This is a genomic window from Streptomyces angustmyceticus (assembly GCF_019933235.1).
In the GTDB taxonomy this organism is placed as follows: Bacteria; Actinomycetota; Actinomycetes; order Streptomycetales; family Streptomycetaceae; genus Streptomyces; species Streptomyces angustmyceticus.
On sequence record NZ_CP082945.1, the window covers coordinates 3,133,957 to 3,158,068 of the forward strand.

A 24,112-nucleotide genomic window follows, 5' to 3' on the forward strand; every position below is an offset into this window, starting at 1 on the left:
ACGTATTCAAGAGCCTGTGACGCAAACGTCATACTTAATTGGCCGGGGTGCGGGAACGTAGGCTTGCCCCATGGAAAACGAGGGGAAGGGACTGCACGCCCGTGTACTGGAGTCCCTGGGGCCCGCGATCACCGCGGGCGACTACCCTCCGGGCACGGTCCTGCGCACGGACGAACTGGAGCAGCGCTTCGACGTCTCCCGCACGGTCATCCGCGAGGCGGTCCGGGTACTGGAATCCATGCGGCTGGTCGCCTCCCGGCGCCGGGTCGGGGTGACCGTCCGCCCCACCGAGGAGTGGAACGTCTACGACCCGCGGGTGATCGGCTGGCGGCTGGCCGGCCGCGACCGCCCCCGGCAGCTGCGCTCGCTGACCGTGCTGCGCTCGGCGATCGAACCGGTCGCCGCGGGCCTCGCCGCCCAGCACGCCACCCCCGAGCAGTGCGCCGAACTCACCGAACAGGCCATGGGCATGGTCGCCACCTCACGCGGCCAGCAGCTCGACGCCTACCTCGTCCACGACACGGCCTTCCACCGCGTCATCCTGACCGCCTCCGGCAACGAGATGTTCGCCCGGCTCGGCGATGTGGTCGCCGCCGTCCTGACCGGCCGCACCCAGCACCACGTGATGTTCACCGACCCCGACCCGGCAGCGGTCACCCTCCATGTCCAGGTCGCCGAGGCGGTACGCACCGGCGACGCGGCGCGCGCGGAATCCCTGACCCGCGAGATCACCGCAGGCGCGATGGCCGAACTGGACGTCCTGGCACCGTAGTTGCCCCCGCCCGGACGACGCACCCACGCCGCCACCGGCCCTGCGCCCTACGCCCTCCCCGACTCAGAACAACGGCTGCTGCCCCGGAAACGGCGGCTCCTCCGGATCGAACAGCTTCTCCGCCGGCGCCATCATCGGCGCGATCCTGCGCGACCCCGGGCAGGAGACCAACTCCAGCACCGTCCGCCGCCCAGGCGGATCATGACGAGCGAAGCGCCCGCCGACAACGGCGATCTCTCGAGTACACACGGGGCACGCACGGCGGGGTGACGACATACCCACAGTCTGACGCAGCCCCACGCGGCGGTCACAAGCTCCCGTCCCGTCCGGCGCCGGCGCGGCGCCCCGGCCACCCGCCGTGCCGGGGTACCACCCCCGCAACTTCCCCCTCAGAACGCATTAGTGGGCACATAAGTCCCCCACACCCCCCGCAGCGCATCGCACACCTCGCCCACCGTCGCTCTCGCCCGCAGGGCCTCGCGCAGAGGGTAGAGGACGTTGTCGGTGCCCTCGGCGGCCTTGCGCAGGTCGTCGAGGGCGGCGGTGACGGCGCGGGTGTTGCGGCGGTTCCGGAGTACGGCGAGGCGTTCAACCTGTTGGGCCTCGATCGCCGGGTCGACCCGCAGCGGCTCGTACGGCTCCTCCTCGTCGAGCTGGAAGCGGTTGACGCCGACGACGACCCGCTCGCCGGAGTCCGTCTCCTGGGCGAGGCGGTAGGCGTTGCGCTCGATCTCGTCCTTCTGGAAGCCCCGTTCGATGGCGGCCACCGCGCCGCCCATGTCCTCGACCCGCCGCATCAGCGCCACGGCCGCCTCCTCCACCTCGTCCGTCATCGACTCGACGGCGTAGGAACCGGCGAACGGATCGACGGTGGCGGTCACATCGGTCTCGTGGGCGAGCACCTGCTGGGTGCGCAGCGCGAGCCGGGCCGACTTGTCGGTGGGCAGGGCGATGGCCTCGTCGAAGGAGTTGGTGTGCAGCGACTGGGTGCCGCCGAGCACGGCGGCGAGCCCCTGGAGGGTGACCCGGGCGAGGTTCACCTCCGGCTGCTGGGCGGTGAGCTGCACCCCCGCGGTCTGGGTGTGGAAGCGCAGCATCAGCGACTTGGGGTTCTTCGCGCCGAACTCCTCCCGCATCACCCGCGCCCAGATCCGGCGCGCGGCCCGGAACTTGGCGACCTCTTCGAGCAGCGTCGTACGGGCGACGAAGAAGAAGGAGAGCCGGGGCGCGAAGTCGTCGACATCCATGCCGGCGGCGACGGCGGTCCGCACATAGGCGATGCCGTTGGCGAGGGTGAAGGCGATCTCCTGCGCGGGCGAGGCGCCGGCCTCCGCCATGTGGTAGCCGGAGATGGAGATGGTGTTCCAGCGCGGGATCTCGGCGCGGCAGTAGCGGAAGATGTCCGCGGTCAGCCGCAGGGAGGGCTCCGGCGGGAAGATGTAGGTGCCCCGCGCGATGTACTCCTTGAGCACATCGTTCTGCACGGTCCCGTTGAGCCGGTCCGCGGCCACCCCTTCCTCCTCCCCCACCAGTTGGTAGAGGAGCAGCAGCAGCGCCGCGGGCGCGTTGATCGTCATCGACGTGGACACCTTGTCCAGCGGGATGCCGCCGAACAGCACCCGCATGTCCTCGACGGAGTCGATGGCCACCCCGACCTTGCCGACCTCGCCCGAGGCGATCGGGGTGTCGGAGTCGTGGCCCATCTGCGTCGGCAGGTCGAAGGCGACCGACAGGCCCGTGGTGCCATGGGCGATCAGCTGCCGGTAGCGGGCGTTGGACTCGCGGGCGGTGCCGAAGCCGGCGTACTGCCGCATCGTCCAGGGACGTCCGGTGTACATCGACGGGTACACCCCGCGGGTGAAGGGGTAGCTGCCGGGAGCGCCGAGGCTGCGCTCCGGGTCCCAGCCGTCCAGCGCCTCCGGCCCGTACACCGGTTCGACGGGCAGCCCGCTCTCGTTGTACCGCTTCCCGCCCGACTCGTGCGCCATGGGGTTACGCCTCCCGCTGGGTTGACCGGCACCGGGGATACGCCGTGCTCACAGCATGCCCGCAGGTTCGCCGCCCCGCAGCCCTGGGAAGAGTCTCCGAGGGCCGGTCGGGCCGCTGAGATCCGGGGGTTGCGCATGCAGCGGAGCAGTGGAAGACGTACGGCGCCCGCGGTGGCCGCCGTGCTGGTGGCGGCGGCGCTCGTGGTGGGCTGCCGCCCGGTGACGGTCACCGGAGCCGGTTCGCCGCACGCCGGGGCGAGCCGCTACGCCCCCACCACCCCCGCTCCCCCGCCGCTGGGCCATCAGGCGCCACCGGCCCCGGCCGGGCACACCGCCTCGCCGCGTCCGCACCGCTCCGTCCACCCCTCGCCCCGGGCCCGGCGCGCGCTCATGGCGGCCGGGGCGCGCGGTGCGCGGGTCCGCGAACTCCAGGCGCGGCTGGCCCAGCTGGGCCTCTTCGACCACGCCCCGACGGGTTACTACGCCTCGGTGACCGCCGCCTCGGTCCGCGCCTTCCAGCAGCGGCAGGGCCTGCCGCGTACGGGCAGCGTGCAGCCCGCGGCCTGGCGGGCGCTGCGGTCCCATACCCGCCGGCCCGCGCACGACGAGCTCTACCCGCCCACCGCCAGGCCGGTCGGCGCCCCCGACCCGCGCTGCATGACGGGCAGGGTGATCTGCATCAGCAAGCGGAGCAACACCCTCACCTGGCGGGTCGACGGCCGGATCGTCTCGGCGATGGACGTGCGCTTCGGCTCGCAGTACACCCCCACCCGCGAGGGCGTCTTCACACTCACCTTCAAGAGCCGCCACCACGTCTCGACGCTGTACCACACGGCCATGCCGTACGCGATGTTCTTCAGCGGCGGCCAGGCCGTCCACTACTCCGCGGACTTCGCCGCCCGCGGCTACCGCGGCGCCTCGCACGGCTGCGTCAACGTCCGCGACAGGGCCAAGATCGCCGCTCTCTTCGAAACGGCGAAGAAGGGAACCAAGGTGGTGGTCTATCACTGACCCGCACACCCGCCATGGATCCTCGGCCGCGCTCTTCGTTCTCTGACGGAAGAGACACTTGGGCCACCCCCACCCACGGATCCCGCTCCGCGAGAGCGGCGCCGGCTTGGGCGCAAGAGAGAGGGCGCGGGCAGGGCCGGGGGAACGTGCCCCGCCCGCGCCGATGCGCTGAGCCGCAGGTACGGGGGGAACCCCGGCTCGTCGCGCAGCCGATGACCAGTCGGCTCACTCATTACTGCGCCGGGGGTTCGAAAAACGTCACACCCGGGGTCCGCCGCCGGGATCAGGGCGCATCCGCGGGCGGGGTCCGGCGCCGTGGAGCGCACTGCGGCGGAGGGGGAGGAGGGTGGAGCAGGGTGGCGGAGGGAGTCAGGGCGGAGTGACGGCGACGCCCGTGGCAGCCGGCGGCTGCGCCGCGTGGCGCGGTGCCCGGGGCGTGCGAGTCCGGCCTGGATTCCGACGGGGGGTTGCAGCCGCCCGTGACGAGGAGCCCTAGCCGCCCGTAGTGGCACTCGGCGTGGCTTTGCCCGGGTTCGGGGCGGTGGCCGAGGGGGTGGGGGCCGGAGCGGGGGTGCTGGAGCCGGGGGTGGTGCCGGGCGAGTGGGAGGGGTGGCCTTCGTCGTCCTCGTCGCCGCCCGACCCGCCGCTGCTCTGGCCGGATCCGCCGGTGTCGCCGGCGCCGCCGACGAAGCCGTCACCGCCGCCCGAGCCGCCGAGGTTCTGGTACCGCGCCAGGTAGGCGCGGCAGAAGACGTGCACCTTGTCCGCGCCGCCGGCCTTGCGTTCGAGGCTCCGCAGGGTGTCGCGGTCCATGGCGTCGCGCTTGCCGGACTCGTAGTTCCGGCAGAGGGCGAGCAGGAGGTTCTTCTGGCCGCCCTGGCCGGGCAGGGTTCCGCCGCCGGGCGTGCTGTGATCGTGCCCCTTGCCGCCGCCGGGGGTGCTGCCGGGCGTCCTGCCGGCGCCGGGGCTGCTGCCGGGGGTGGGCTTCTCGCCGGGGGACGCGGTGTCCCGTCCGCCGGGGGTGGCGTCGGGGGTCTGCGCCGTGGTGCCGTCGGTCTGGGCGCCGGGCTCGCCGGTGCGGAAGGGGCCGGGGGTCTCGTCGGCGGAGACGCTGGAGGCGGGTGCCGGGTCGCCGCCCCGGAAGGGGTCGGGCAGGACGCCGGTACCGGCCGCGACGGCGACGCCGCCGATGGCGCAGGCGGCGAGGGCCACGGCGAGGCCGCGCCGGATGGGGCGGGCGAGCCGGGTGCGTTCGGTGCGGTCCGCGGCATGGGCGGTGTGCCCGCCGGTCACGACCGGGTCGGCGGCGGCGCCGCGGGCGCCGGCGCCGTGGGCGGCCCGGTGGAATGCGGCGACGGCCGCCTCTTCGCCGGGCAGCTCGACGGTTTCGGGTGTCCTGGCGGCGACCGCGGCGGCGGCCGCCAGGAGCTGTGCGAGCTCCTCTGCGCCGTGGCCGCGCCGGGCACTGACCGGCTCACCGCGCAGCAATCGCTCCGCGGTGTCCTTGTCGAGCCAGTTGTACCGGTCGTCGGCCATCACATGTCCTTCTGCGTTCGTGCGGCCGTTTCCGTCACACCCGGTACGTACGATTCCGCCACGCCGTCGCGGCGTCTTCTGCCCTGAACAGGCACTCCGTTCACCGTTCCGCCACCTCCGTACCGGCCCGTACCGGGCCCGCCGGAGGGGGCTTCGCCACCGTGGCCGGCGCCGTTGCCGCCGCCGTCCCGGCTGTTGTCCTGATGTCCGTCCCGGCCGCCGTCCGGCTCGTCGTCGAGCAGTTCGGCGAGCCGCCGCAGCCCGCGGTGCGCCGCGGTGCGCACCGCGCCGGGCCGCTTGCCGAGCACCTGCGCGGCGTTCTTGGCGTCGAGTCCGACCACCACTCGCAGCACCACCGCCTCGGCCTGGTCCTGCGGCAGCCGGGCTATCAGCCGCATGGTGCGGCCGGTGCCCAGGGCTTCGAGGGCCTCGCCCGCGGTGTCGGAGGCCCCGGGGGTGTCGGCGAGTTCGCTCTCGTCGCCGCCGATCGCCGGGCGGCGGCCGCGCATCCTGATGTGGTCCAGGGCCCGGTTGCGGGCGATGCGGGCGGCCCAGCCGCGGAAGCGGTCGGCGTCCCCGCTGAAGCGCGCGAGGTCGCGGGTGATCTGGAGCCAGGCCTCGGACGTGACGTCCTCCACGTCCGGTTCGCTCACCAAGGTCCGTACATATCCCAACAGCCGGGGATGTACGGCGCGGTAGACGGTACGGAACGCCGCCTCGTCACCGTCCTGTGCCGCCTGCACGGCCACCGTCAGCCGACGGTCGTCCGGCTGAATGTCGTCCCCTCGCACGGGTCCATCCTGTCGCACGCGGAATGTCCGCCGCCCGGTCCTTGCTGCATTGCTGCTTCGCTCGACCGCGCCACCGGCCCTGATTCCCGTTCCCTGCATCGTCCGGGCGGGCGGCACCCCGCCGTTCGGCACCGGAACCGGAGCGGCCACCGCCCGCCGCGGCAGGCCGGAAACCGTCGGTAACCCGGATCTTCCCGCAGACCGTATCCCGTGTGGGCAAACGATCAGAACCCGGGAGGCGGGCGCCGTCCGCCACGGCGGAGCCCCCGAGGCGGGGACGCCGGACCCGCGACGCGACGGCCGGGCGCGTGCCCGGACGCGTGGGGACCTCCCGGCGAGGAGGGCTTGCCCGCGTCGCGTCCGGCGGCCCGAAGATCGCTGTGACCTGCGTGGACGTGCACGTTACGGGCCCGTGCCCGGCCGCGTCCAGACCACGAGCCGTACCCCTTCCCGTACCCCGTGTGACGCTTTCGCGTCGTCTGGCGCTGTACGGATTGAGGGCCGTCACCGGCCCTTCGCGAAGACGGCCGGGGCCTCTCCTGTGGGGGGTGGCGGCCCCGGTCGTCCTCGTTCTCTCACTCGTTTCTTACCGGGCCGTCACTGCCCCACCCGGTTGGCCAGCGCCTTGAAGTCCGACCAGGACAGGGCGGGCGTCCCCGGGTCCCAGGTCTTCTGCGCCAGTGCCGCCAGCGGCAGCCGGATGCCGGCCGCCACCTGCTCGACCGTCTGCGCCTGCGCCCGGTCGCACCAGATCGCGAAACGCGCCCCGGGAATCCGGTCCGGGCCGGTCATGCCGGCGGGCACCGCCACCGGCCGGGTCCCGCGGATCACCCGCGGGGTCCAGCTCTCGTAGATCCGCTGGCCGGTCGGGTAGACGAACTGGTTGGGCTCGCCGAGCACGTAGTAGAGGTACTCGTCGTTGAAGTTCATGACGTCGCGGCCCTCGCGCAGGAAGTCCGCGGGGTCGCGCTTGCCGGCTTCCTTGCCGGTCCAGTAGTCGACCATCCGGTTCTTGTCCGCGCTCACGACGCCGCCGGTGAAGAACCCGTCGTTCCAGGCCTCCACCCGGTTCTTGCCCTTGGCCTCCACGGTCTTCTGCCGGTCGTTGAGCCAGCCGGTCGTCAGGTCCTCGATGGTGCCGCGGGAGCCGTACTTCTTCTGTGCGGCCCGCGCCAGCTGCGGATACGAGGTGGCCGGCGAGGACGCCATCAGCGCCTGGTACTCGTCGCCGCCCAGGTGCCAGTACGCCGGGGCGCCCTTGGGGTTGGTGAACAGCTCGGCCATTTCCTTCAGCAGCGAGTCGATGAGCGGGGCCGACTTGGGGTTGGAGATGTCGATCGCGCCGGAGATCACCCGGCCCCGGGCGTTGCGCAGCTGCAGGTCGGGATAGTGGTCGAGGACGGCGCCGAGGTGGCCGGGCGAGTCCAGCTCCGGGACGACGGAGATGTGCAGGGTGCGCGCGAGCGCGATGATCTGGCGGACCTGGGCCTTGCTGAGGTGGTCGGGGGAGACGATCTCGGGGTGGGTGTCGCTCTGGATGCGGAAGCCCTGGTCGTCGGAGAAGTGCAGCTGGAACTGGTTGAGCTTGAGGTCGGCGATCTCCCTCAGCCGGGCCTCGATCCAGTTCTGGGAGAACGGCTTGCGGGCGTTGTCCAGCGACATGCCGCGCTGCGGGCGGTCGGGCCGGTCCTCGATGGTGCCCTCGGGAAGCCCGCCGGCGGCGCGGACGGCCTGCTTGACGGTGCGGGTGCCGTAGAAGATCCCGGCGTCGGTGGGGGCCGTGAGGGTGAGCTTGGTGCCGGCGGCGGTGAGGGTGTACGCCTCGTCGGCGGCGCTCTTGACGGGGACGTTGTTGTCGCTGTTCTTGCCCGTCAGCTTCACCTCGACATCGCCGGGGCGGACCTCCTGGTCGCCGTAGACGAGGCCGAGGCCGAGGTCGTTGGCCATCCGCTGGGCCTCGTCGGCGACATTGCTCTTCTCGCCGGCCGGCACCACCACGCGGGCCCCCTTGGACGGGCGCCAGCCACGTCCGTCGGCCTGGCGGAACTCGCGGACGGCCGGGACGACCTGCGGCTTTCCGGTCACCGGCGCCCAGCTGGGGGTCGCGGCGGAGGAGGGGTTCATCTTGGCGCTGGTGCTTCCGGGCGGCTCCGTGTCGGCGCCGCCGGAGCAGCCGGCGAGCAGCAGCGCACCGGCGAGCGCGACGGCCGGCAGGGCGGCGCGGGCCGCGGGGCCCGGGCGCGTCCCCGGTGTCGTCAGGGGGCGCGGGGAGGCCGAGGGCCGCGGGGCGCGCGGCGGCCGCATCGGATTCGACATCGTGCAATCCTCACTTTTCGGGGCGAAGGTATTGCCAGGTGTGCGGAGCCGGTCGTCCACCGAACGCACGAAAGCTCTCTCATCCGGGTGAAATTCGCGCATCCATCGGACAGCGAACGACAAGCATCGTTAGCGTGGCGGTTCCAGTCGTCACCCCCTTCACAGGGCCTCCTGGAACCGCCGGATACCACCGGGGTGTCGTGCCATCCGCACCACCGTCACACCTACCATCGCTTCCTGCGCGTCCCGGCTTCGGTCCGTTTCCCCCAGCTTCCTTCAGTCGTCCGTCCCGCACCCGTCGAACCGATCCATTCGCACCCGTCCGAGGAGCCCACGCTGTCCGGTGACACCCCGGCCGCCCGGCCGACGACGCTGCCCATGCCGCAGCCCCCGCGGTGCGGCATATCTGCACGGGCCGCCGGCTCCGCCCTGCCCCGCCCCCGCCGCGAGGAGCTCGGGCTCGCCCGCTTCAACGCCCTCACCCGCGGCGACACCCTCACCGCGCTGCTGAGCTGCTGCGGCAGCCGCCGCTGGGCCGAGCGGGTGGCCGCGCACCGCCCGTACCCGGATCCGGAGTCGCTGCTCGCCGCCGCCGACGAGGCCTGCTACGACCTGACCGCGGCCGAACTGAACGAGGCGCTCGCCGAGGAGTCCCTCTCCCCGCAGCCGCTCGTCGGCGCCCGCGGGCCCGGCACCCTCGCCGCCCACACCGCGCTGCGCGCCGCCCACGCCGAGTACGAGCGGCGTTTTCGTCATGTCTTCGTCATCTGCCTGGACGGCTACCGCGACGACGAGCTGCTCGACCAGGTGCTCTCCGCCCTCCGCACCCGGCTGGGCAACGAACCGGACGAGGAGCGGGCGATCGCGGCGGACGAGCTGCGGCGGCTGGCCCGGGGCCGGCTGGCGCGACTGCTCAGCACCGGGCCGTAGCGAATCGCGACTTTTGCCCGGAAAACCGCCTTTTCCTGCTGGTGTGATAGCCCGTTGGTGCCTGTTTGATCACACCTAAGGACCCCCGCGCGAGGAACCGACAGCTCGTCGATACGATGACGAGCGGCCGGTGGACCGTACCCGGCCGGGCCCGACCGACAGAGAAGCCGGCTGGCGCCCCAATCCCCGCTCCCGGAGGGTTATTCCGTGCCGGCTGGAACGCTGTACCGCGGCCGGGAAGGCATGTGGTCCTGGGTGGCTCACCGAGTCACCGGCGTCCTCATCTTCTTCTTCCTGTTCGTACACGTCCTCGACACCGCTCTCGTACGCGTCTCCCCCGAGGCGTACGACAACGTCGTGGCGACTTACAAGACGCCGATCGTCAATGTGATGGAGTACGGCCTGGTGGCCGCCATCCTCTTCCACGCGCTCAACGGCCTGCGCGTCATCGCCGTGGACTTCTGGTCGAAGGGCCCGAAGTACCAGAAGCAGATGCTGTGGACCGTTGTCGGCGTCTGGGTCGTACTGATGGCCGGTGCCTTCTACCCCGTGCTGCAGCACACCCTGCGCACGCTGTTCGGGAGCTGACGCGAGATGTCTGCTGAAACCACCTCCGCAGGTACCACCGCGGCGGGCGCGTCCGACGGCGTCTCGCTCTACGACGTGGACCACCCGGCTCCGGTCATCGAGGCGCCGCGCAAGCGCACGAAGAAGACCGGGCGTGCGTCCCGGGGCAACTTCGAGCTGCAGGCCTGGCTGTTCATGCGGCTGTCCGGCATCGTGCTGGTCGTCCTGGTCCTGGGCCACCTGCTGATCCAGCTGGTCCTCGACGGCGGCGTCTCCAAGATCGGCTTCGCGTTCGTGGCCGGCCGCTGGGCCTCGCCGTTCTGGCAGGTCTGGGACCTGCTGATGCTGTGGCTCGCCATGCTGCACGGCGCCAACGGCCTGCGCACGGTCATCAACGACTACGCGCAGCGGGACAACACCCGCTTCTGGCTGAAGATGCTGCTGTACACCGCGACGGTCTTCACCGTCCTTCTGGGCACGCTGGTGATCTTCACCTTCGACCCGAACATCTCCTGAAGCCGGGGCTGACTGGAACCATGCAGATCCACAAGTACGACACCGTCATCGTCGGCGCCGGTGGCGCGGGCATGCGCGCGGCCATCGAGTCGACCAAGCGCAGCCGCACCGCGGTCCTGACGAAGCTCTACCCGACCCGCTCCCACACCGGCGCCGCCCAGGGCGGTATGGCCGCCGCCCTCGCGAACGTCGAGGAGGACAACTGGGAGTGGCACACCTTCGACACGATCAAGGGTGGCGACTACCTGGTCGACCAGGACGCCGCCGAGATCCTCGCGAAGGAGGCCATCGACTCGGTCCTCGACCTGGAGAAGATGGGCCTGCCGTTCAACCGCACGCCGGACGGCACGATCGACCAGCGCCGCTTCGGCGGTCACTCCCGCAACCACGGTGAGGCCCCGGTCCGCCGGTCCTGCTACGCCTCGGACCGCACCGGCCACATGATCCTCCAGACGCTGTACCAGAACTGCGTCAAGGAGGGCGTGGAGTTCTTCAACGAGTTCTACGTGCTCGACCTGCTGCTCCAGGACGTCGACGGCGTCAAGAAGTCCGCGGGCGTCGTGGCGTACGAGCTGGCCACCGGCGAGGTGCACGTCTTCCAGGCGAAGTCGATCATCTTCGCGTCCGGCGGCACCGGCAAGTTCTTCAAGGTGACCTCCAACGCGCACACCCTGACCGGCGACGGCCAGGCCGCGGCCTACCGCCGCGGGCTGCCCCTGGAGGACATGGAGTTCTTCCAGTTCCACCCGACGGGCATCTGGCGCATGGGCATCCTGCTGACGGAGGGCGCCCGTGGTGAGGGCGGCATCCTCCGCAACAAGGACGGCGAGCGCTTCATGGAGAAGTACGCGCCCGTCATGAAGGACCTCGCCTCGCGTGACGTCGTCTCGCGCTCCATCTACACGGAGATCCGCGAGGGCCGCGGCTGCGGTCCGGACGGCGACCACGTCTTCCTGGACCTGACCCACCTGCCGCCGGAGCAGCTGGACGCCAAGCTCCCGGACATCACCGAGTTCGCGCGGACCTACCTCGGCATCGAGCCCTACACGGACCCGATCCCGATCCAGCCGACCGCGCACTACGCCATGGGCGGCATCCCGACCAACGTCGAGGGCGAGGTGCTGGCCGACAACACCACCGTCGTGCCGGGCCTGTACGCCGCCGGCGAGGTGGCCTGTGTCTCCGTGCACGGCGCCAACCGCCTGGGCACCAACTCGCTCCTGGACATCAACGTCTTCGGGCGCCGGGCCGGCATCGCGGCGGCGGAGTACTCGGCCACGGCCGACTTCGTCGAGCTCCCCGAGGACCCGGCCAGGCAGGTCGTCGACCAGGTCGAGCGGCTGCGCAACTCCAACGGCACCGAGCGGGTCACCGAGATCCGCAAGGAGCTGCAGGAGTGCATGGACGCCAATGTGATGGTGTTCCGCACCGAGCAGACGATCAAGACCGCGGTCGAGAAGATCGGCGAGCTGCGCGAGCGCTACCTGAACGTGTCCGTCCAGGACAAGGGCAAGCGGTTCAACACCGACCTGCTGGAGGCCATCGAGCTGGGCAACCTGCTCGACCTGGCCGAGGTCATGGCGGTCTCCGCGCTGGCCCGCAAGGAGTCCCGCGGCGGTCACTACCGCGAGGACTACCCCAACCGCGACGACGTCAACTTCATGCGGCACACCATGGCGTACCGCGAGGTGGGCGCAGACGGCGCCGAGTCGATCCGCCTCGACTACAAGCCGGTCGTGCAGACCCGCTACCAGCCGATGGAGCGTAAGTACTGATGAGCACCCCGACTCTCGACAAGAACTCCGCGGCGCCGGCCGCGGCCGAGGACGGCGCGTCGCACCTGATCACGGTCACCTTCCGGATCCGCCGGTTCAACCCGGAGATCTCGGAGGAGGCCAGCTGGGAGGACTTCCAGCTGGAGATCGACCCCAAGGAGCGCGTCCTGGACGCCCTCCACAAGATCAAGTGGGAGCTGGACGGGTCGCTGACCTTCCGCCGCTCCTGCGCCCACGGCATCTGCGGCTCCGACGCCATGCGCATCAACGGCCGCAACCGCCTCGCCTGCAAGACGCTGATCAAGGACATCAACCCCGAGAAGCCGATCACCGTCGAGGCCATCAAGGGCCTCACGGTGCTGAAGGACCTTGTCGTCGACATGGAGCCCTTCTTCCAGGCGTACCGGGACGTGATGCCGTTCCTCATCACGACCGGCAACGAGCCGACCCGTGAGCGGCGCCAGTCCGCCGAGGACCGCGAGCGCTTCGACGACACCACCAAGTGCATCCTGTGCGCCGCCTGCACGTCCTCGTGCCCGGTGTTCTGGAACGACGGCCAGTACTTCGGCCCGGCGGCGATCGTCAACGCGCACCGCTTCATCTTCGACTCGCGCGACGAGGGCGGCGAGCAGCGCCTGGAGATCCTCAACGACAAGGACGGGGTCTGGCGCTGCCGGACCACCTTCAACTGCACGGACGCCTGCCCGCGCGGTATCGAGGTCACCAAGGCCATCCAGGAAGTCAAGCGGGCGCTGATCACCCGCCGCTTCTGAGCCCTGCGGCGATCCGGGTCCCGACCCGGCCGCCGAGCAGAGCCGGCACGTCCCGAAGGGCCTCTCCTCCGTATCCCCGGAGGCGGGGCCCTTCGGCCTGTCCGTCCGCCGTCTCCCGCGCCGGGTAGACCAGCACCGGCGGCAGCGCGTCGTCCACCAGCGCCAGCGGGTGGTCGCAGCAGAAGTACGAGGGGACGAAGACCAGCCCCCGGCCCTGCAGGTGCAGGTCCCGCTCCACCGGATAGCCGACCTCCAGCACCGGCGGCCGCCAGCGCATCGGCGCCCCGAACGTCCGCAGCATCGCCTCCACCCCGGACTGCGCCACCGCGTGCCTGCGCAACTCCCGGTCCGCGCCCACCCGTTGGGCGATCCGCTCCCAGGCCGGCGCCACCGCCAGGTGGTGGTACGTCCGCAGGCTGCGCGCGAGCTGCCGCAGCGCGGCCGGCTCGCCCTCGCCGATGCCGCGCGCCCACCCCGGCAGCGCCCGGTGTCCCGACAGCCGCGTCACCTCGGTCCGCAGCCGCTGCCGCGGGGTGCTCATCACGGCCTCCAGGCCCGGCTCGACCCCGTACTGGGACGCGGCCGGGGTGAGGAAGTCCGGGAAGTAGCCGTACGGCGGGACCAGCGCGAACAGCGTCCGCAGCGGCCCCGGCCCGTGCCGCACGGCGTGCTGCCGCCAGGCCGCCAGCGCCGGATCGCCCCGGCTCTCCCGCAGGGTGTGCAGGCTCAGCACGGTCTCCCAGAGCGGATCGGCCCCGTCGGCCACGCGCGTACGCGCCAGATCCTGCGCGGTGAAGTGCACTCGCAGCACATCGTCCCCCTGCTTCCGCTGCCGCCGCGCCGCCCTGCCCCGGCGGCGTGGACACGAGGATCTGTCCGACGCGTACACGGAGGCAAGCGGAACCGGTGGGTAGCATTGGGGAGTTTGGGGTGCGGGCGGTTCGTGGGGCGGGAGAGGAACGATCCCTTGGGGGGCGGGAGTTGGGTGGGCCTTGCTGGGGCGGTTGTTGAATGATCCTTTGGTGGGGCGGGTGTTGAACGATCCCGCTCCGGTCCGGCCCGCTACCGCTCCCCCTCAAGGACCTTGTCCAGGAAGGCATCCAGGTTCCGCACGGTACGGGCGATCCGCTCCTCCAGCGGCAGCGTCTCCTCGTGCCGCCCGGCGAGCTGGGACTTCTTGCGGCCCCGTACGTAGAGGGAGCAGGCGAGGTCGGCGCACAGATACGTCCCGACCGTGTTCCCCTGCCGCCCCGAGGGACCGGCCCGGCGCGCGGCGAGCAGGCTGACACCGGACCCCGGGTGCCCGGTCACACAGACCGAGCACACCGTCGTCTTCGTAAAGCTCCGCCGCACGCCCTGCGGCACCCGCAGCGTCACCCCGACCAGCGCATCGCCGCGCGGCGCCACCAGATAACTGCGGTCCGGCGCCCCCGGATCACGCCAGCCCAGAAAATCCAGCTCCCCCCAGGGGAGTTCGGACAGCCCCACCGGCAGATGAATCCTGCTCGCCTCCCCCTTCGAACAATTCACAAAGGAGGCGCGTATTTCTTTTTCACCAACGGGGTCCATGATCTGGGAAGTTAACAGCGGGGACACGGGGACGTCATCCCGTTATTTGCTGCCGGGCCCCTGAAGGCGGCATTCGTGCTGGTCTCAGGCGCCCGACCGCATCATCACGGCGTGCTTCGTCCTGTCTGTGAGCTTCGCCTGCTGTGCCCGTGCGAGGCGCTCAGGGCCTGCCTCGTCACGACCGCGTGCTGTCTTGTCCCAGTCCGCCGGCTTCAGGAAGAACATCTCCTTGCCTCCCGGCATCACCATGACGCCGCCGAAGGGCAGGTCGCCGGCGAGCCACACACCCGCTTCCGTGCTCTGCGGCCAGCGGCGGCGGCCGGTCGCGTTGACCGCCAGCATCAGTGGCGCCCCGTGCTGTCCGCGCGTCGTCACACGGATCTCGAAGACGTTGCCGTACCGGGTCCGCCGCTCACTCTTCTTGACGACCCGTGGATGGAACACCATCGGATAGGCGCGAAGTACTCTCGCGCACTGGAACACCCGCAGCCCGTGAGCGAAGCGGTACACCGTGTAGATGAAGAGGAACACCCCGGGAACGATGGGCACGGTGAGAATGACGGAGTTTGACCCGGTCGCGCGGGACAATGCGACCGGGATTGCCACCAACAACGCGGTGATCAGAAGACGCAGAGCAAAGAGCCCGATCAGGGCACGGTAATTAGCCTTCAGCACCTGCACCACGTCCGGAGCCTCGGGTGGTGCCGGTGTGCGCGCGTCGTACGGCATGACATTCTCCTTCTGGATCAGCCCACAGCTATCCGAACGGGTTCTTCGTCGTATCGGCCGCGGCGCCCGAGCCCGTAGCACCGGCCCCATCCGCCCTTTCGGCAGGCGACGGGTCTGTGAACGACACCGTATGCCCGACACCCAACAGCACATCCCGGTATTCGTCGGCCAGTTCCAAAGCTGGCGTGACCAGCTGCACCACGACGATGTCGGACGTGCCGGGGCCGGATACCGCGATCGTGCCCTGCCAGACCGGCTCCTCGGAGAAACTACCGTCCTCCTCGGGAGGCCTACCCGGCGCGACAGTGCTGCGAGTCTCGACAGCGAGGAAGCCCGTGCCGCACGGAAGCTCCAGAGGCTGCGTCCTTGTCCGGTTCCTGGGCGGCCGCCACCGCCAGGTCGGCCAGCGCCAAGGTCGCGTTCACGCCCGACGCAGATACGGTGGAGAACGTCAGAACGGACTGGGCGAAACCGCACTCGTCATCGGGGTGCACCCCGATAGCGCAGCCCTGAACGTCATGAAAATTCAGCGCCGTCACCACACCGGCGTAGAGCCGGAGCACGCGCTCTGCCTCGCCCCTGGTCTCCTCAGGCAGGGCGAGGATGTCGTTCACCAGCGCCGTCAGCTTCTCGATCGGAGGATCGAGGTCCAACGGCATGTATCCGTGTGGAAGCCCGTACCAGTAGACCGGGGGCAAGCTGGTCGTCGGTTCCATAGGGAGTTCAGTCACTACCGCATTTCACCTTTCGAGGAGGGCATCAACCCGGCTCACAGCAAGCCGAACAAGCCGGCGATGTCATGCGCTGTAGCGGCCGCCTTGGTGCTCTCCGCGGAATTGTGGCCCGCCCCTTCCTCCGGAAGGACTCCCAGACTCTCCATGGACGACATCATGTTGGCCCCGACGTTCAATCCGCCGGCACTGAGGGCGCCCATCATTTTGGCGGAGCCGCTGGCGGACGCACGAGCCGCGTCCCACGCCTCGGTTGCCTCGGAAACCGCGTTCGACTTGAAGGCCGGGACAATTTCCCTGCAGAACGCTGCTCCCTTTTCAGCGCCCGTCACCCCTACCCCCAGCCGTCCGGCCAGACCCACACCGTCGGCGACTTCCCGCCCCGCAGCAGCAAGTGCCGACCCTCCGGGGATCATGCCAACGGTGTCTCCGGCCATCGAGGCATACGCCGAGAAGATCTCCATTCCGCTCCCCTTGAACATCAAGGCGTCTCTGAATTCAGGATCGGAGAGGTTCTTGGTCATGGACGCCGCGCTCGCCACCACCGCAATGCCGGCGAAGAGCGGGGTCAGCGGCGTCGGAAACAGCGCCAGCAAGCCAGCGATTGCCCCGATGGTCCCGGCATGCTCATACAGGAAATCGCCGACTTCTTTGATGCCGTTCCAGATCGCGTCGACGGCCTTGCTCAGCCAGTTCGGTTCCTTCGGGGCAAGCTTGTCCGTGGCGCCGTCGAGCTCGCCGGCGACCGTGCCTGCCTGATCCGCGTGGGTGGTCTCCAGGGTTCGGGCCTTGGAGATGACGTCGCTGTACGACTCATTGGCCTTGTCCAGCTCGGCGGCCGCCGCATTGAGGTTGTGTTCCGCCGTCCGGAGCCGTTCCGTAGCCGCGTCAGCCTCGGCCTGGGACGGGAACTCCTGGCCGGCGATCCTGAGGTCCGGGTGCTGTGCGGCCTGGGCGTGCTTCGACTTGGCGTGCTCCACCGCGGTCTTCTTCTCGGCGGCCGCTTCGTCGTACTTCCGCGCCAGATCGCGGTTGGAGGAAAGGTGCTCGTCCCAGTTCTTCAACTGGACTGCGGCCTTCTCCAATGAGCGGGCCGCGTTCTTGATGTACGTCGGCAATTCGCCGTCGAGGGCATCACGGAACGCTTCCGCCGCGTCGCCCTGCCAGTAGCTGCTCTCGCCTATGAGCTTCTGGATCTGCTGGTGGCAGCTGCGCAGTGCGGTCGCCGCAGTGCTGACCTTGTGCTGCAGCGCGCCGACTTCGGCGGGCACACCGGGCACCGGGCACCGGGCACCGGGTTCCACCCAAGATGCGTGTATGGGTTCTGCGTCATTACTTTGCAGCCCCACCGGAAGTTTTCTTGGCGATCTGTGTGAGCGTCTTCTCCAAGGCGTCCTCGACCTCTTGATAGTTCTGTTTGGTCGCCTTCACACCCTCGCTGATGGCATCGATCATTTTCTTGGTCTGCTCGGACCCGTACTTCCAGCGCTCCTGAAATCCGTCGCACGCTTCGTCGAGCCGATCGGTGCCAATCTGGTCGGCACGTACATGCGCCAAAGCCGAACGAGCTTCATTGAGTTCACGGACACAGCCCTCAAGCGTGGTGAGGAACTGTCCCAACTGGTTTACGTCCGTTGCAAATTGCTTTCCCATGAAGCTCAATTCCCCAATTGATGTAGCTACTGCATGTTCGATGCGTGTCCGAGGCATGCGCCGCGGCCAGTTGGGAGCGGACGACCGTGGCAGCGCTATGTCCCGGGCTCAGCCCCAGGCCTGGTTGCGGGGGTTGTTGCGGCGGCGGACGGCGACCACGACGCCGATGATGATGCCGGCGACGAGGACCACGCCGAGGCCGATACCGCCGTAGAGCATGATGGCCTGCTTGCCGCCCATGGGGGGGTCGGGGTCGAAGTTCTGGCCGGCCGGGTTCTGGGTGGAGTCCTTGGCATCGGGCATCGGCAGCGGGCCCTGCGCCGGGCCTGCCGGGATGTCGCGCCGCAGGGCCGGGCCGGGCTGGATGAAGCCGTAGCCGTAGTGGGTGTCGGGCAGCTTGAGGTTCTTGTCCTTCTCGGCCTGTGCCAGTCCGGCGGTCTTCACCAGGCGGTTGGCGATCTGGCCCGGCGTGAGATCGGGGAACTTCTGCTTGAGGAGGGCCGCGGCCGCGGAGACGTAGGCCGTGGCGGCGGAACTGCCGTCTGCGGACGTGCGGTAGTCGGAGTCGCTCTTGCCCATCGCCACGGGGACCTTCACGCCGGGGGCGAGCAGGTCCATGTCCGAGTTGTAGTTGTTGTCGTCGGAGGCTTCGCCGTACTCGTTGACCGAGCCGACACCGATCGCCCCCTTGCAGCCCACCGGGTAGCTCTTCCGGGACCAGCCGTCGTTGCCCGCGGCCGCCACGACCACGGCACCCTTCTGGAGGGCGTACTGGATGGACTCGCACGTGTCACCCTCCATGTCCCCGCCATAGGACATGTTGATGACGTCCGCACCGTGGTCCACGGCCCACCGGGTGGCCTGTCCGCTGTTCTTGTACTCCGGGACGGGAAGGATCTTCGCGTCCGGCGCCAGCCCCTTGACGCCCTCGGAGCCGTTCGGGCCGTGTCCGTGCCCCGCGATGATCCCGGCCATGGCGGTGCCGTGGTCCCGGATGTCCTCACTGCCGGAAAGATGCTTGGCGCCCTCGGCTTCCGTCGCCTTTCCGAAGTCCGGCCCGGGAAGGAACTGGCCCTTCAGGTCCTGGTGGGTCGTGCGGAAGCCGCTGTCGAGCACGGCGACCGTCACGCCCTTGCCGGTGGCGTCCTTCCAGAGCTGCTGGGCCCCGAATGCCTCCAACGGCCACAGATCCTTGCGCACCTGGTCTGCGGAAGCCGTACCGCCCGAGGCAAGCAGCAGCGCTCCGGTCAGCGCAGCACCCACCGTCGCGCGCAGTGTTCGGGGGACCCTCATCCTTCGCTCCTTCTTGCCGTGCTGTCCGAGCGGCATTTGTTCCGTCTGAGGAAAGGCCCCGCACACGTGGGAGTGCGGGGCCGTGCCTCTAGGCCGCAGGTGACGTTATCGCCGCCTCATTCGATGACGCGAGGGGCCACATTACGTTGCGGGGTCCAGGTCTCCTCGTCCTCGACGAGGTAGTCGGGGCGCTGTCCGGTGGTGCGCTCCTTGTCCCCCTTGCCCTTGCCCTTCGCGCCGGCGGCGCCTGCCATACCGGCCTGGTTGCCGCCGCGGCTGCGGTGCAGCCCGGAGCCGCCCTGCTTGGTGCCGCCCGCCGGGCCGCCCGGCTTGCCGACCAGTCCGCCACGGGTACGTGCCTGCGGACCGCCACGGCCGGCCGCGCCGGCGGCGCCCGCCTTGCCCGCACCGAGCCCGGCACCCGGCATACCGCCGCCGCGCATACCGCCACCGCCGCGCATACCGCCGGCGCCGATGGCACCCGCCGCGCCGATGGCCCCGGGCCCCAGCGCACCGCCGGGGAAGCCGCCGCCGGTACCACCGGACACACCGTGACTGCCGCCGGTCATCCCGCCGTTGATGGCACCGGGACCCGTCGACGGAGCGAGGGTGCCGCCCTGCACGCCGTCCAGCCCCGTCGTCACCGGCACCTCGGGCCGCGTCACGTGGTGCGGGCTGTCGAAGCCCTTCGGAACGGCGTGGCCGCCCGCGCCGTTGGGCGTGTCCGAGTCAGACGACGACTTCTTCGGGTGGGTGCCGCCGACCACCGGCATCCGCACGGGAGGCGGCGGCGGGGTGGAGGACGGCGGCTTCGGCCAGTCGTCCCCGGGACCGCCCGGCTCGATCCCCTCGTTGAGCCGCTTGCCGTGCCCCTCGTAGTGCGCCGCCAGTTCGTCCATGACGATGACCGCCTCAACCTGACGCTCCTTGCTCAGGGACAGGTTGTCCCGGTTGAGCTCCAGCGCCATGCGGGTGTCCATCTTCGGGTTCTGCATGTCCCGCTTGAACTGGCTGTCGTCGCCGCTGTCGTCCTTGGCCCGGTCCATGAGACCCGGGTCATGGATCTTTGACATGGTCTGCTTGGCCTGGCGCAGGTTGTGCGCGACACCGACCTCGGGGCCCGAGGAGCGCGAACCGATGAGCGTGGACTCGACGTTGCGGGAGTGCTGGTAGGTCCGGTCGATCTTCTCCAGGACCTTGCCGGCCTCCCTGCGGAAGGCCTCGGCCGCCGAGCCCTCCCAGTGCGCGGTGGCGTGATCGACGGCGTCCATGAAGGACTTGCGGATGCCGCCCTGGCCGTCCTGGCCGCCGAGCCGGTCGGCGGAGGCGCGCCAGTGCTGGCCGGAGGTCTCGATCGCCTCGGGGTTGGCGTTGGCGATCATTGCGCGGAGTGCGTTGATGCCGTGGTGATGGAAGTCGGAAGGCGAACGGGGGGTCAGATGCTGCCCCTTGAACGACTTCAGCCGCTCTTCACGCTCCTGGTTCTTGCGCTGCTGCTCCATCGCCTTGGCGTTGTCGTACTCCTGCTTGGCGTCAACCATGCAGGCCCCCCTTCATCTCAGCTCCGTCTCTCGTCCGTGCGTCCAGCGACCAGGTCAGCCGTTCATCGACGTCTTCGTCTCGTGCTCCTGGTCCTCGTAAGCGCCCCGGCTTGCTTCCGTCTTCTCACCGAACTTGTGGATGAGGTCCTGGAGCGCATTGATGACCTGCGACATGTACTCCTGCATGCCGTCATGGGCCTGGGCGAGGCTCCCCGCCTCCAGGAAATCGACGCCGAATGCCGACTTCGGGATCGTCGTGCTGTATTTCACCTTCTGGCTGGGTTCATCCATATCGGCCCGAAGGTGCCGGAGCTGGCGCACCACGCCGTCCAGTTCGTCGAGATCGACCTTGAACCGCTCGCTCATTACCGCTCTCCCCGTTCCCCGATCGCCCCGCCCGCACTGCCCTGCAGAGCCGTCACGCCAGGGACAATATGAAGTCAATAAATACTAGGGAGTTGGCCGCTGTCGCTGCAAGATCGAATGTCGGTATCTGTCCGGATTAACGCAGGATGGCGCCGCACTTTGTAGAGGGGTTGTTACCTTCACGGCGCAACCGATCCATTCGGTGATCACCGTAGCGATCACGCCCGCAGCGAGGCCAGTTCGACCACCGTCACGTCCGGTGGGGCGCCCAGACGTACCGGGGGTCCCCAGGCGCCGGCGCCGCGGGTGACGTAGAGCTGGGTGTCGCCATAGCGCTCCAGGCCGGCGACGGTGGGGTTGGTGGCGGCGGCGATGTAGGTGAAGGGCCACATCTGGCCGCCGTGGGTGTGGCCGGAGAGCTGGAGGTCCACGCCGAACCGCACGGTGTCGTGGATGGTGACCGGCTGGTGGGCCATCAGGACGACGGCGCGGGACGGGTCCCGGCCGGACAGGGCCTGGTCGTAGTCCGGGCCCGCCTGTTCGGTCTGGCCGGTGACGTCGTTGACGCCGGCGAGGTCGAAGCCGGGGAGTTCGGTGCGGGCGTTCTCCAGCGGGTGGATGCCCAACTCCCTTACGTGGTCGACCCAGGAGCCGGCGCCGGAGTAGTACTCGTGGTTGCCGGTGACGAAGTAGGCGCCGTGGCGGGCGCGGAGGCCGCGCAGGGGCTCGGCGGCCGGGGCGAGGTCGGCGACGCTGCCGTCGACCAGGTCGCCGACGATGGCCACCAGGTCGGGGTTGGTGCGGTTGATGGTCTCGACGACCCGCCGGGTGTGGGCGCGGCCGAGGATCGGACCCAGGTGGATGTCGCTGACGACGGCGATCCGGAACCCGTGGGCACTGCGCGGCAGCTTGGCCAGTGGCACGGTGACCCGCTTCACGACCGGCCCGGCGAGGGTGGTCGCGGTGCCGTAGCCGACGGCGGCCGTGGCGGCGAGCGAGGCGCCCGCGGCGACCGCCCGGGAGAGGAAGAGCCGGCGGGGCGGCGGGGCGGTCGGCGGCAGGGCGGGGGTGCCCGCCGGGAGAAGCGTGGGAGAGGGGGAGGGGGACGGGCAGGGGGAGGGAGACGAGGCCGGAGACGGGGCCAGGTCCTCGCGGGCGGGGGCCCGTGTGGCGGGCGGCGGCGGTGTCGGTTCGGCCGGCTCGCGGGTGCGGAGGAGGCGGAGGCCCGCCGCCCGGACCGCCTCGCCCGCCAGCAGCGCGAGTGTGAGGTAGAGCACCAGCGCCAGCCAGAGGTAGCCGGGCCAGGCCAGTGCCCGCTGGAGGGGGAAGGGCGCGCCGGCCCGGCCGGCCAGCAGGGCGGCGAGGGTGAGCACGGGGAGGACGAAGGCGGCGGCGGTGCCCGCGCGGCGGGGGCGGCTGCCGGGCGTGGTGGTGTCGCGGACGAGCCGGCACCACAGGTAGCGGTGCACGCCGAAGAACAGTCCGAGGACCGGGATCACGATCAGGGCGAAGATCACGGCGTCTCCCCGTGCCCGGGGTCAGGAGGCGGACGAGGTGGGGGCGGGGGGCTGGTCGGACGTGCCCGGTGCGGCCTCGCGGCGCAGGGCCCGGACGCCACGGAACCCGATCACGCCGATGGCCGTCCCCAAGAGAAAGGAAGCCACCGCGAGCGCGAGATGCACCCAGAAGTAGGCAGTCGGGTCACCCGCAGCATCGAAGGCGAGGCCGCTCCCGTCCTTCCAGAGGTTTTTGACGAAAGTGATCCAGATGAACCAGCTCCACACCCCGAAGGCGAGCAGGAACCAGGACACGGGGCGAGAGAGCTTCATACATCCCAGTATGGGCAGCGGCTCCATCCGGCGGTCGGCAGGGGCACTCTTCCGTGGGGTGCTGTCGGCGTCCCGGACAAAGACGGGTACGTTCACCGACGTGCCGACGACCTTCTGTGCTTCCACGGCTTCCACCGATCCGACCGCCCCCACCGCATCGGCTGCCCCGGCCGCGGCCGGCCGTGCGGCGCGCACCGGCCTCCCCCTGCGCACCGCCGCCGCGCTGGCCGCCTCCGGACTGCTGGCCTCCCCGCTGCTGGCCGGCACCGCGCACGCCGATCCCAAGACCCCCGCGCCGCCGGCGAAGATGTCGCAGATCGGCGGTGACCGGCTGGGCACGCCCGGCGTCCAGGTGGCGCCGCGGCCCGGCTCCCCGAAACTGCCGGGGCCGGACGAGCTCACCGCCCGCTCGTGGATCATCTCCGACGCCGCCTCCGGCAAGGTGCTGGCCGCCAAGAACCCGCACTGGCAGCTCGCGCCCGCCAGCACGCTGAAGATGCTGTTCGCCGACACGGTGCTGCCGAAGTTCCCCAAGGACCAGAAGCACACGGTCAAGCCCGCCGACCTGGCGGGCATGGGCGCCGGCAGCAGCCTCGTGGGGATAAAGGAGAACCTGAGCTACACCGTCCACGACCTGTGGCTGGGCGTCTTCCTGCGGTCCGGCAACGACGCGGTGCACACGCTCTCGGCGATGAACGGCGGCACCGAGGCCACCGTCCGGCAGATGCAGAAGCACGCGAAGGAACTGAACGCCAACGACACCCATGTGGTGACGCCGGACGGCTACGACGCGCCGGGCCAGGTCTCCAGCGCGTACGACCTGAGCCTGTTCGCCAGGTCGGGGCTGCAGAACGCCGACTTCCGCGAGTACTGCTCGACGGCCAGCGCGCAGTTCCCCGGCGACAAGGGCAAGGGCGGCAAGCGGGCGACGTTCGGCATCCAGAACACCAACCGGCTGCTCAGCGGCGATTACGACATCAAGCCGTACCCGGGGATCGCGGGGGTGAAGAACGGCTCCACCACCAACGCGGGGTCGACCTTCACCGGTGTGGCCCACCGCGGCGACCGCAAGCTCCTCGTCACGGTCATGAACCCGGAGAAGAAGGAGCACAACGAGGCCTACCGGGAGGCCGCCAGGCTGCTCGACTGGGGCTTCGCCGCGGCCGACAAGGTGGACCCGGTCGGCCGGCTCGTCGGCCCCCGGAGCGAGGACGACGGCACCGGCGCGGTGAGCGCCAAGGGCAAGGGCAAGGGCGCGGACAAGAGCACCCAGGCCGCGCTGAACGGCACCGGCGGCGCGGGCGGCGCCTGGACCGCGGTGGGCATCGCCAGCGCCGTGCTGGCGGTGCTGGGCGTCGTGGCGTTCGCCGTCCGCCGGCGCCGGCCGCTGCGGGGCGGTCAGTCCCGGAAGTGAGCGAGGGGGCGG

At 70.4% G+C, this 24,112-nt stretch carries 25 protein-coding genes; 8 read left to right on the forward strand and 17 right to left on the reverse strand.

The genetic code is table 11. The features are described from left to right. The first annotated feature begins 70 nt into the window (after positions 1-70). Positions 71-772, forward strand: a complete 702-nt coding sequence (locus K7396_RS14005) for a FadR/GntR family transcriptional regulator (protein ID WP_086720656.1) — start codon at positions 71-73, stop codon at positions 770-772. Between the two features lie 63 nt (positions 773-835). On the opposite strand, the gene K7396_RS14010 is transcribed toward K7396_RS14005, so the two are convergent. Both K7396_RS14010 and K7396_RS14015 read right to left on the reverse strand, forming a co-directional pair. Further along, on the reverse strand, positions 836-1,048 hold the full coding sequence (locus K7396_RS14010; RefSeq protein WP_030284618.1) for a hypothetical protein: 213 nt from the start codon (positions 1,046-1,048) through the stop codon (positions 836-838). Between the two features lie 113 nt (positions 1,049-1,161). Then, positions 1,162-2,760, reverse strand: a complete 1,599-nt coding sequence (locus K7396_RS14015; RefSeq protein WP_152104682.1) for an acyl-CoA mutase large subunit family protein — start codon at positions 2,758-2,760, stop codon at positions 1,162-1,164. Positions 2,761-2,895: 135 nt separating this feature from the next. On the opposite strand from K7396_RS14015, the gene K7396_RS14020 reads away from it, so the two are divergent. Beyond that, positions 2,896-3,771, forward strand: coding sequence for a L,D-transpeptidase family protein (locus K7396_RS14020; protein WP_152104683.1), 876 nt, complete (start codon positions 2,896-2,898; stop codon positions 3,769-3,771). 492 nt (positions 3,772-4,263) lie between these two features. Here K7396_RS14020 and K7396_RS14025 read toward each other — a convergent pair whose 3' ends face one another. The 3 genes from K7396_RS14025 to K7396_RS14035 form a co-directional block, all read right to left on the reverse strand. Continuing rightward, positions 4,264-5,307, reverse strand: a complete 1,044-nt coding sequence (locus K7396_RS14025; protein WP_152104684.1) for a hypothetical protein — start codon at positions 5,305-5,307, stop codon at positions 4,264-4,266. Further along, the gene (locus K7396_RS14030; RefSeq protein WP_373866933.1) at positions 5,307-6,098 is read right to left on the reverse strand and encodes an RNA polymerase sigma factor; all 792 of its coding nucleotides are present in this window, start codon (positions 6,096-6,098) and stop codon (positions 5,307-5,309) included. Before K7396_RS14030 ends, K7396_RS14025 begins: the two co-directional genes overlap by 1 nt. 597 nt (positions 6,099-6,695) lie before the next feature. Further along, positions 6,696-8,414 carry a beta-N-acetylhexosaminidase gene (locus K7396_RS14035; RefSeq protein ID WP_174886941.1) on the reverse strand — a complete coding sequence of 573 codons (1,719 nt, stop codon included), beginning with the start codon at positions 8,412-8,414 and terminating at the stop codon, positions 6,696-6,698. Positions 8,415-8,792: 378 nt separating this feature from the next. Between K7396_RS14035 and K7396_RS14040 the strand changes: the two genes are divergently transcribed. From K7396_RS14040 to K7396_RS14060, 5 genes are all read left to right on the forward strand, one after another. Beyond that, complete coding sequence (locus K7396_RS14040) at positions 8,793-9,344, forward strand: 2-oxo-4-hydroxy-4-carboxy-5-ureidoimidazoline decarboxylase (protein WP_223659937.1); 552 nt, start codon at positions 8,793-8,795, stop codon at positions 9,342-9,344. A gap of 207 nt (positions 9,345-9,551) precedes the next feature. Further along, positions 9,552-9,932, forward strand: coding sequence for a succinate dehydrogenase, cytochrome b556 subunit (gene sdhC / locus K7396_RS14045; protein ID WP_030066793.1), 381 nt, complete (start codon positions 9,552-9,554; stop codon positions 9,930-9,932). Positions 9,933-9,938: 6 nt separating this feature from the next. Continuing rightward, entirely contained in the window at positions 9,939-10,427 is a 489-nt protein-coding gene (locus tag K7396_RS14050; protein WP_086720443.1) for a succinate dehydrogenase hydrophobic membrane anchor subunit, read from the forward strand. Positions 10,428-10,447: 20 nt separating this feature from the next. Continuing rightward, complete coding sequence (gene sdhA / locus K7396_RS14055; protein ID WP_086720444.1) at positions 10,448-12,202, forward strand: succinate dehydrogenase flavoprotein subunit; 1,755 nt, start codon at positions 10,448-10,450, stop codon at positions 12,200-12,202. Beyond that, positions 12,202-12,975 (forward strand): succinate dehydrogenase iron-sulfur subunit, encoded by a 774-nt coding sequence (locus K7396_RS14060; protein WP_086720445.1) that lies wholly within the window; start codon positions 12,202-12,204, stop codon positions 12,973-12,975. Before sdhA ends, K7396_RS14060 begins: the two co-directional genes overlap by 1 nt. Here K7396_RS14060 and K7396_RS14065 read toward each other — a convergent pair. The 12 genes from K7396_RS14065 to K7396_RS14120 form a co-directional block, all read right to left on the reverse strand. Next, positions 12,959-13,786, reverse strand: a complete 828-nt coding sequence (locus tag K7396_RS14065; protein WP_223659940.1) for a hypothetical protein — start codon at positions 13,784-13,786, stop codon at positions 12,959-12,961. The two genes, K7396_RS14060 and K7396_RS14065, sit on opposite strands and share 17 nt — an antisense overlap. A 251-nt stretch (positions 13,787-14,037) precedes the next feature. Beyond that, positions 14,038-14,544, reverse strand: a complete 507-nt coding sequence (locus K7396_RS14070; protein WP_086721290.1) for an FBP domain-containing protein — start codon at positions 14,542-14,544, stop codon at positions 14,038-14,040. Positions 14,545-14,628: 84 nt separating this feature from the next. Continuing rightward, positions 14,629-15,273, reverse strand: a complete 645-nt coding sequence (locus K7396_RS14075) for a hypothetical protein (RefSeq protein WP_086721289.1) — start codon at positions 15,271-15,273, stop codon at positions 14,629-14,631. A gap of 28 nt (positions 15,274-15,301) precedes the next feature. Next, positions 15,302-15,475 carry a hypothetical protein gene (locus K7396_RS14080; protein WP_158101197.1) on the reverse strand — a complete coding sequence of 58 codons (174 nt, stop codon included), beginning with the start codon at positions 15,473-15,475 and terminating at the stop codon, positions 15,302-15,304. Between the two features lie 88 nt (positions 15,476-15,563). Next, complete coding sequence (locus tag K7396_RS14085; protein ID WP_143589258.1) at positions 15,564-15,932, reverse strand: hypothetical protein; 369 nt, start codon at positions 15,930-15,932, stop codon at positions 15,564-15,566. 110 nt (positions 15,933-16,042) lie between these two features. After that, complete coding sequence (locus K7396_RS14090; protein WP_223659941.1) at positions 16,043-17,275, reverse strand: putative T7SS-secreted protein; 1,233 nt, start codon at positions 17,273-17,275, stop codon at positions 16,043-16,045. A gap of 61 nt (positions 17,276-17,336) precedes the next feature. Beyond that, positions 17,337-17,657 (reverse strand): hypothetical protein, encoded by a 321-nt coding sequence (locus K7396_RS14095; protein ID WP_086721286.1) that lies wholly within the window; start codon positions 17,655-17,657, stop codon positions 17,337-17,339. A 108-nt stretch (positions 17,658-17,765) separates the two neighbouring features. Continuing rightward, entirely contained in the window at positions 17,766-18,950 is a 1,185-nt protein-coding gene (locus tag K7396_RS14100; protein ID WP_086721285.1) for a S8 family peptidase, read from the reverse strand. Between the two features lie 116 nt (positions 18,951-19,066). Further along, a complete protein-coding gene (locus tag K7396_RS14105; RefSeq protein WP_086721284.1) occupies positions 19,067-20,491 on the reverse strand; it encodes a WXG100 family type VII secretion target in 1,425 nt (474 codons plus the stop codon). Positions 20,492-20,545: 54 nt separating this feature from the next. Next, positions 20,546-20,857: a hypothetical protein gene (locus K7396_RS14110; protein ID WP_086721283.1), complete on the reverse strand. Its 312-nt coding sequence runs from the start codon at positions 20,855-20,857 to the stop codon at positions 20,546-20,548. A 218-nt stretch (positions 20,858-21,075) separates the two neighbouring features. Beyond that, positions 21,076-22,374, reverse strand: a complete 1,299-nt coding sequence (locus tag K7396_RS14115; protein ID WP_152104685.1) for a metallophosphoesterase — start codon at positions 22,372-22,374, stop codon at positions 21,076-21,078. A 21-nt stretch (positions 22,375-22,395) separates the two neighbouring features. Further along, positions 22,396-22,686 carry an SCO4848 family membrane protein gene (locus K7396_RS14120; RefSeq protein ID WP_086721836.1) on the reverse strand — a complete coding sequence of 97 codons (291 nt, stop codon included), beginning with the start codon at positions 22,684-22,686 and terminating at the stop codon, positions 22,396-22,398. A 10-nt stretch (positions 22,687-22,696) separates the two neighbouring features. Here K7396_RS14120 and K7396_RS14125 point away from each other — a divergent pair, with 10 nt between their 5' ends. After that, a complete protein-coding gene (locus tag K7396_RS14125) occupies positions 22,697-24,100 on the forward strand; it encodes a D-alanyl-D-alanine carboxypeptidase family protein (protein ID WP_086721835.1) in 1,404 nt (467 codons plus the stop codon). The last annotated feature ends 12 nt before the right edge of the window (positions 24,101-24,112 follow it).